The organism is Crocosphaera sp. Alani8 (genome assembly GCF_038442745.1).
GTDB lineage: Bacteria > Cyanobacteriota > Cyanobacteriia > Cyanobacteriales > Microcystaceae > Crocosphaera.
Window position 1 is genome coordinate 1 of sequence record NZ_JARVCN010000171.1, and the last position, 7095, is coordinate 7095.

General features: G+C 35.3%; 6 protein-coding genes. All 6 read left to right on the forward strand.

The features are described from left to right. Positions 1-104 precede the first annotated feature (104 nt). Complete coding sequence (locus P9B04_RS11375; RefSeq protein WP_342055104.1) at positions 105-308, forward strand: DUF751 family protein; 204 nt, start codon at positions 105-107, stop codon at positions 306-308. A gap of 169 nt (positions 309-477) precedes the next feature. After that, on the forward strand, positions 478-1314 hold the full coding sequence (gene recO / locus P9B04_RS11380) for a DNA repair protein RecO (protein WP_342055105.1): 837 nt from the start codon (positions 478-480) through the stop codon (positions 1312-1314). A gap of 507 nt (positions 1315-1821) precedes the next feature. After that, positions 1822-2193, forward strand: a complete 372-nt coding sequence (locus P9B04_RS11385; RefSeq protein WP_342055106.1) for a hypothetical protein — start codon at positions 1822-1824, stop codon at positions 2191-2193. Between the two features lie 13 nt (positions 2194-2206). Then, entirely contained in the window at positions 2207-2554 is a 348-nt protein-coding gene (locus tag P9B04_RS11390) for a hypothetical protein (RefSeq protein WP_342055107.1), read from the forward strand. 95 nt (positions 2555-2649) lie between these two features. Then, positions 2650-5529: an isoleucine--tRNA ligase gene (ileS, locus tag P9B04_RS11395; protein ID WP_342055108.1), complete on the forward strand. Its 2880-nt coding sequence runs from the start codon at positions 2650-2652 to the stop codon at positions 5527-5529. A gap of 229 nt (positions 5530-5758) precedes the next feature. Further along, positions 5759-7084 carry a DNA cytosine methyltransferase gene (locus P9B04_RS11400; RefSeq protein ID WP_342055109.1) on the forward strand — a complete coding sequence of 442 codons (1326 nt, stop codon included), beginning with the start codon at positions 5759-5761 and terminating at the stop codon, positions 7082-7084. Positions 7085-7095 lie beyond the last annotated feature (11 nt).

The following is a 7095-nucleotide window of genomic DNA, read 5'->3' on the forward strand; positions in this document are numbered from 1 at the left end:
AGTTGGGAAGCCCACGCTATACTGCTCTTAGCAGTTAGCGTGGGAGGATGTCACAAGTTGTCTAAAGTAGGATAAAACAAATTATTAATCACGGAGGTTAATTAATGGGAGAGTTTTTTGAAAACGTAGCGCGCTACCCTCGTTATCTGATTAGTTTCACGTTGGGTATATTTTTAGTCTTTTTTGAGTGGATTAAACCCTTATTTAAAAATCCCATCAGTGCGATCGCTGTTGGAGGTATTGGCATTGGGATCTTTTCATTGCTTTATTTTACCTTGAAAGCCATGTTAGGCTTATCTCCTGTCTAGAAAGTAAATTTAGGGTTCCCATACCCTTAAAAGCACCAAAACAAAGACCTGATAGCAGTTTTTATCTTTCTAGCTTTGAGGCAGAAGGCAGGAGTTAAATTTTAGTTTGCTCCACTCAATTGAAAATTGCTGTGAAAAACTGCTCAAGGGATAATTGATAACTGAAAAAATGACTCGGACTTATCAAACCACAGGCATTATCTTAAAAGGAATACCTTTTCAAGAAGCCGATCGCTTAGTTACCCTTCTATCCCCTGAGTACGGCTTAGTTCGAGCTATTGTACCAGGGGCAAGAAAACAAAAATCAAGATTGAGGGGAAGGTGCGAGTTATTCGTTATCAATGAATTATTGATTGCTAAAGGGCGATCGCTCGATAAAATAATCCAGGCCAATACCCTAGAATCTTATCCGGGATTAAGTAAAGATTTAGGCAAGTTGGCGGCGGCTCAATATTTAGCAGAATTAGTGTTAAGTATGGGTTTAGATGAACAGCCTTCTGTTGATCTTTACGAACTCTTAAACGAGCATTTACGACGGTTAGAAAGGATGTCTCTGGGTGAGAGTTTATATGGATATTTAGCCCAAGCTGTTTTTCATTTATTAGCGATCGCAGGTATTGGTCCTCAAGTTCATCGTTGTTGTGTGACGCAAGAAGAGTTAAACCCTAATTTTTATGACCCTAGTTGGTGTGTTGGTTTTAGTTTTGATGCCGGGGGATTGATTAACTTGAAGATTAGAAATAGAGAAAAAAATAACCCGAAACCGATTGTTTTACCAATAATTAATCAGAGGCTAAAAGCAACAGAATTGAGCCTGTTGCAACATCTAAATCAATCCTCTTTACCCCGTCCAGGCAAACTTTTTCCTACCGCTATTCTTGATAGTGATTTTACTGTTCCTTGGTTAAAAGTGGAACATCTATTAAGGAATTACGCTCAATATCATTTAGGGCGTTCTTTTCGTTCCGTTACTTTAATCGATAGTTTACCCACAGTAGAATTTTAATTTGTTTTGGGATATACTGACATCTTGCATCAGTACATAACAACTTAAATTAGTCAGCAGTCAGCAGTCAGCAGTCAGCAGTTCCTCACTCCGTTCCGGCGCTATCGCACAGCGTTCGGCTTTCATCTCTTAGCTGAAAGCGTTAAGCTTATGTTTAATCTCACTCACAGCATAAGATAGAGATTGATATGTTTCAACTGATGGCTGATAGCTGATAGCTGAACGCTTACAAACTAGCCGGTTTTATCGAAGGTGCAAGATGTGAGTATATGCTAAGTAATAATCATTAAGTAAGAATAATTAATAAAAAAATATAATACAGTCTTTTTCGGGCTTATCGGATCAATCTAAATCTTGCCGACTGTCTTCTACCTTATGAATCAAAAGCATAACCTTTATTCCTCGCAAGTATCAAAAATGCTATAGCGTTTCTACTTACTTGAATATAGTATTAACTAAGAAAAAATAGTAACTATACCGATCTAAAAAATTAATTATTGTCTTAATATGCTAGATAAATATTATTTAATTATTTTATTGATCATGTTATGTAAATATCTTTTGGGTGTTTCGGCAATTTTATTATTATTGCCCTCACCTAGCCAAGCATTCCCTACAGATTATCAAATTAGTGAAGCGGCTCAAAGAATTTGTAACACACCGAGAAATTCCTCAGAGAGTCTTGAAAGTCTTTTTATGCGTTCAATGGGAAAATGGTTATATAATCAAACCCTTAGTGTTGAAGAAGCTAAAAATGAAGAGAAAATAACTTATTTATACGGTTTAGTTGTTCAAAAAGCTTTTGATAATTGTCCTGTGAGAACTTACGAAATTGCTAATAACTATCAATTCGCAATTCCTGAAACCCTAAACAAATAAGAAGTAAAATAAAATGAGTCTTCGTCTATCTATTTCATTAACACTCTTAACAGTCTTGTCTTTCCCTGCTGAGGCAGTACCCACTTATTCCCAAATTAATCATATTGCTCAAAGAATTTGCCAACTTCCAGAACGAGAACAACCCACAACCACAGAGATTAAACCAGGATTATATTATGACCCTCAAGCTACGGCTATTTACAATCAGGAAATGGGTAAATTGCTAGATAGTGGAGATTTATTGCCCATCCAATGGGTTAATAAAGACCTGATGGAATCTGTTGATAATAGGTTAGTAGGAGAAATTTATGCAAGATGTCAAAGACACATGGGATTTACTAGAAATCTAAACGGGGAATAAATAAGTATTCTCATATTATCTTACCGGTAGGCTCTTCTAATTCCCAACTCCTTTAAAATAGTAGTAAACAATAGACGATATTTCTAATTACTACTGTGACAGAACCTAAAAGCTACAAAGATACGGTAAACTTGCCTAAGACTGATTTTAGTATGCGGGCCAATGCTGTGAAGCGTGAACCCGAATTACAGAAATTTTGGGCAGATAATCAAATTTATGAGAAATTATCCCAAGAAAACCCCGAAGAGGTTTTTGTATTACACGATGGTCCACCCTACGCTAATGGTTCCCTACACATGGGCCACGCGTTAAACAAAACCCTCAAAGATATCATCAACAAATATAAACTACTGCGAGGTCGCAAAGTTCGCTATGTTCCTGGTTGGGACTGTCATGGACTCCCCATCGAACTCAAAGTATTGCAAAGTATGAAATCAAAGGAGAGGGAAGGTTTAACCCCCCTCAAATTACGCCACAAAGCCCGTGATTTTGCCCTTAAAACCCAACAGGAACAGGCAAAAGGTTTCAAAAGGTTTGGAGTGTGGGGAGACTGGGAACACCCCTATTTAACCCTAACTCCTGAATACGAAGCAGCTCAAATCGGTGTATTTGGAGAAATGGCGTTAAAAGGGTACATTTATCGAGGACTAAAACCGGTTCATTGGAGTCCTAGTTCTCAAACCGCTTTAGCTGAGGCAGAATTAGAATATCCTGAAGGTCATACTTCTAGGAGTATTTTTGCAGCTTTTCCTATCATTAAATCATCAAAAGATGCAGAAGAAATTTTACAACCATTTTTAAATAATTTAGGGGTTGCTATCTGGACAACTACCCCCTGGACGCTTCCAGGAAACTTAGCAGTTGCCCTTAATCCTGATCTAAATTATGCTGTAGTGGAACAAAGTTCTGATGTTTGTAAATATAAATACTTGATTGTAGCTGCTGATTTAGTTGAAAGATTATCTACTACTTTTGAAAATGAGTTAACTGTAAAAGCAACTGTCCCAGGAAAAGCTTTAGAACATACTATTTATCGTCATCCTCTGTACGATAGGGAAAGTGAAATTCTCATCGGTGGTGATTATGTTACTACAGAATCTGGAACTGGTTTAGTTCATACTGCACCAGGACATGGACAAGAAGATTATATGGTGGGACAACGGTATGGTTTAAGGGTTTTGTCTCCTGTAGATGCAAGAGGTAATTTTACAGAAGAAGCTGGACAATTTGCAGGTTTGAATGTTCTTAAAGATGCAAACGAAGTTATTATTAATAAGTTGCAAGATACAGGATCTTTATTGAAAGAAGAAGCCTATCAACATAAATATCCTTACGATTGGCGAACAAAAAAACCTACTATTTTTCGAGCAACAGAACAATGGTTTGCCTCTGTAAAAGGTTTCCGCAAGTCTGCTTTAGAGGCCATTAAAACAGTTAATTGGATTCCGGCACAAGGAGAAAATAGAATCACTCCTATGGTTAGCGATCGCTCAGATTGGTGCATCTCTCGTCAACGAAATTGGGGTTTACCTATTCCCGTTTTTTATAATGAAGAGAATAACGAACCTTTACTAACAGAAGAAACTATCAAACATATTCAAACAATTTTTGCAGAAAAAGGTTCAGATGCTTGGTGGGAGATGTCTATAGAGGAGTTATTACCTGAGCAATATAAAGCATTTGCTCACAAATATCGCAAAGGAACTGATACTATGGATGTGTGGTTTGATTCTGGATCTTCTTGGGCTTCAGTAGCTAAAGAAAGAACAGAATTAAAGTATCCTGTTGATATTTATTTAGAGGGAAGTGATCAACATCGGGGTTGGTTTCAGTCGAGTTTATTGACTAGTGTAGCGGTTAATGGTGTTGCACCTTATAAGACAGTATTAACTCATGGTTTCGTCTTAGATGAAAAAGGATATAAGATGAGTAAATCATTAGGAAATATTGTTGATCCTAATGTGATTATTAATGGGGGCAAAAATCAAAAACAGGAGCCACCTTATGGAGCAGATGTTTTAAGGTTATGGGTATCATCTGTGGATTATTCTTCAGATATTCGTGTTGGGAAAAATATTCTTAAACAGTTATCTGATATTTATCGCAAGATTCGTAACACAGCTAGGTTTTTATTGGGTAACTTACACGATTTTGATCCCAAGCAACATACAGTTAGCTATGAAGAATTACCAGAATTAGATCGCTATATGTTGCATTGTATTACAGAAGTTTTTTCAGAAGTTACCGATGCGTTTGAAACTTATCAATTCTTCCGTTTCTTTCAAACAATTCAAAATTTCTGTGTGGTAGATTTATCTAACTTCTATCTGGATATTGCCAAAGATAGACTCTATATTTCTAATCCTGAGTCCATCCGTCGTCGTAGTTGCCAAACTGTACTAGCAGTGGTGATCGAAAACTTGGCTAAAGCCATCGCCCCTGTATTATGCCACATGGCCGAAGATATTTGGCAATCCCTACCCTACGAAACCTCTTATAAATCGGTTTTTCAGGCAGGATGGGTGAAAACATCAAAACAGTGGGAAAACTCAGAATTGAAGGCTTCCTGGACTAAAATCAGGGGCATCAGAGACGAAGTAAATAATGCTTTAGAGTTGGCTAGACAAGAGAAAGCGATCGGCTCATCTTTGGACGCAAAAGTGTTACTTTATCTACCGGATCAAGAGTTAAAACAACAACTCGAAAAATTCAATTCTGCTAATCATTCAATAGAAAATAAAGTGGATGAGTTACGCTATTTTGTTTTGACATCTCAAGTAGAATTAGTTGATAGTTTAGATGCAATTAAAAAAGCAGACTATCAAAGCGAGTCAGACTTAGTTTCTGTGGGGGTTATTAAAGCAGAAGGAGAAAAATGCGATCGCTGTTGGAACTATTCTACAAAAGTGGGGGAATTTAAAGATGATCCTACTATTTGTGAACGATGTAATGATGCTTTAGTTGGTGAATTTTAGTAAAGTTTAAGGTGCGTTAATATTATCTTAGCGCACCTTTTATTCTATGAGTACAATTAACCGTAAACTAAAACTAAACCAATAATTATCATGGTGTCCCAAGAAATAATTCAAAAATTCACCATTAGCTGAGTTTGAAAGAGATTTAAGAAGAAATAAAAGTAAACAAGGTTAAAATAATTAATACTTAGTTATAGAAAATCATAAAAATTGGCTATAATCAACTTGTATGACAAAAATAACTCAACCTTTGAAATTTATTGATCTCTTTGCTGGTATTGGTGGTTTTAGATTAGCTTTTGAACCAGTGGGATATCAATGCGTCTATTCTAGTGAAATTAATGAAGCTTGTCGAAAAATTTATTATAATAATTTTGGCGAATACCCTCAGCAAGATATTACTAAAGTCATCCCTGATAATCTACCAAGTTTTGATATTTTAACCGCAGGCTTTCCCTGTCAACCCTTTAGTATTTCTGGTAAAAAAGAAGGTTTTAAAGACACTAGAGGTACCTTGTTTTTTTATATTTGTGAAATCATAGAAAGTCAGAAACCCTCTGCTATTATTTTAGAAAATGTTAAACATTTAATTCATCATCAAATTTGTATTCCTTTATTTAGAGAGTTAGCAATTCAATTAAAAGAACAAATCTATAAATACCAATATGTAGAAAATCTTGCTAACCATAAGAGCTTCTTTGATTTCAATACACAAAGATTAACCTTGCAACTAGAAATAACAGGATTAACTATCATGAATCATCGGGAAAAACTATTAGAAGTATATGAGTTATCAAAAAATAACGGTAACATAAAAAAATTGATTCCATCTGAGTATCTAGACCATATTAACATAATTGCTGAATATTCACCTAAACAGAAAGCAGTTTACACTGTTTTAATCACCTTATTAACACACAAAATTATTGAACCAAAACAAGATATTAGATATCATCGAAAAGAGTTACCTAATGGCTTTTCAGCGAGAACAATTGATACTCAATATATTACCCCTACTCTCAAAGAATTAGGACTTCCTGCAATGGCTGAAAGTGGATGGTTAACCCGTTCTCTAGAACAGCCTTATCCTTATACATTAGATTATAAAGGTCGTATTAGTAATAAAAAAGTTAAAAAAGCTTTTCTTAATTTAATTAACTTTGTAGAAAATAACTCCCAACAAGCAGAACATATTTTAATCTTACTTTTATCTGAAGTAAGAAAAATAACAAAAGCTAATAAAATCAAAATAGTTAAATTGAGTAATCCTGAAAAATTTGATATTACAACAATTGTGGCTTGTTTAGACTACCATTTTAACTTTAATTATAAAACTCATGGTGCATCAAAATTGCCGGTTTTATCATTTCATGCAATTTATCAACAATTAATAGAAAAAGTGGAAAGATATAAATCTTGTCAACTAACCCCATTAAGTAGTCATACTGCATCTGATAGAACCTCAAAAACTGCTGGAGATATTCAAGTTTTAGATAAAAATAAAAATCTAGTAGGAAGCTTCTCAAAAAGTCTGGGGGGACTCGCCGAAAGTTAGGGGACAAAGAT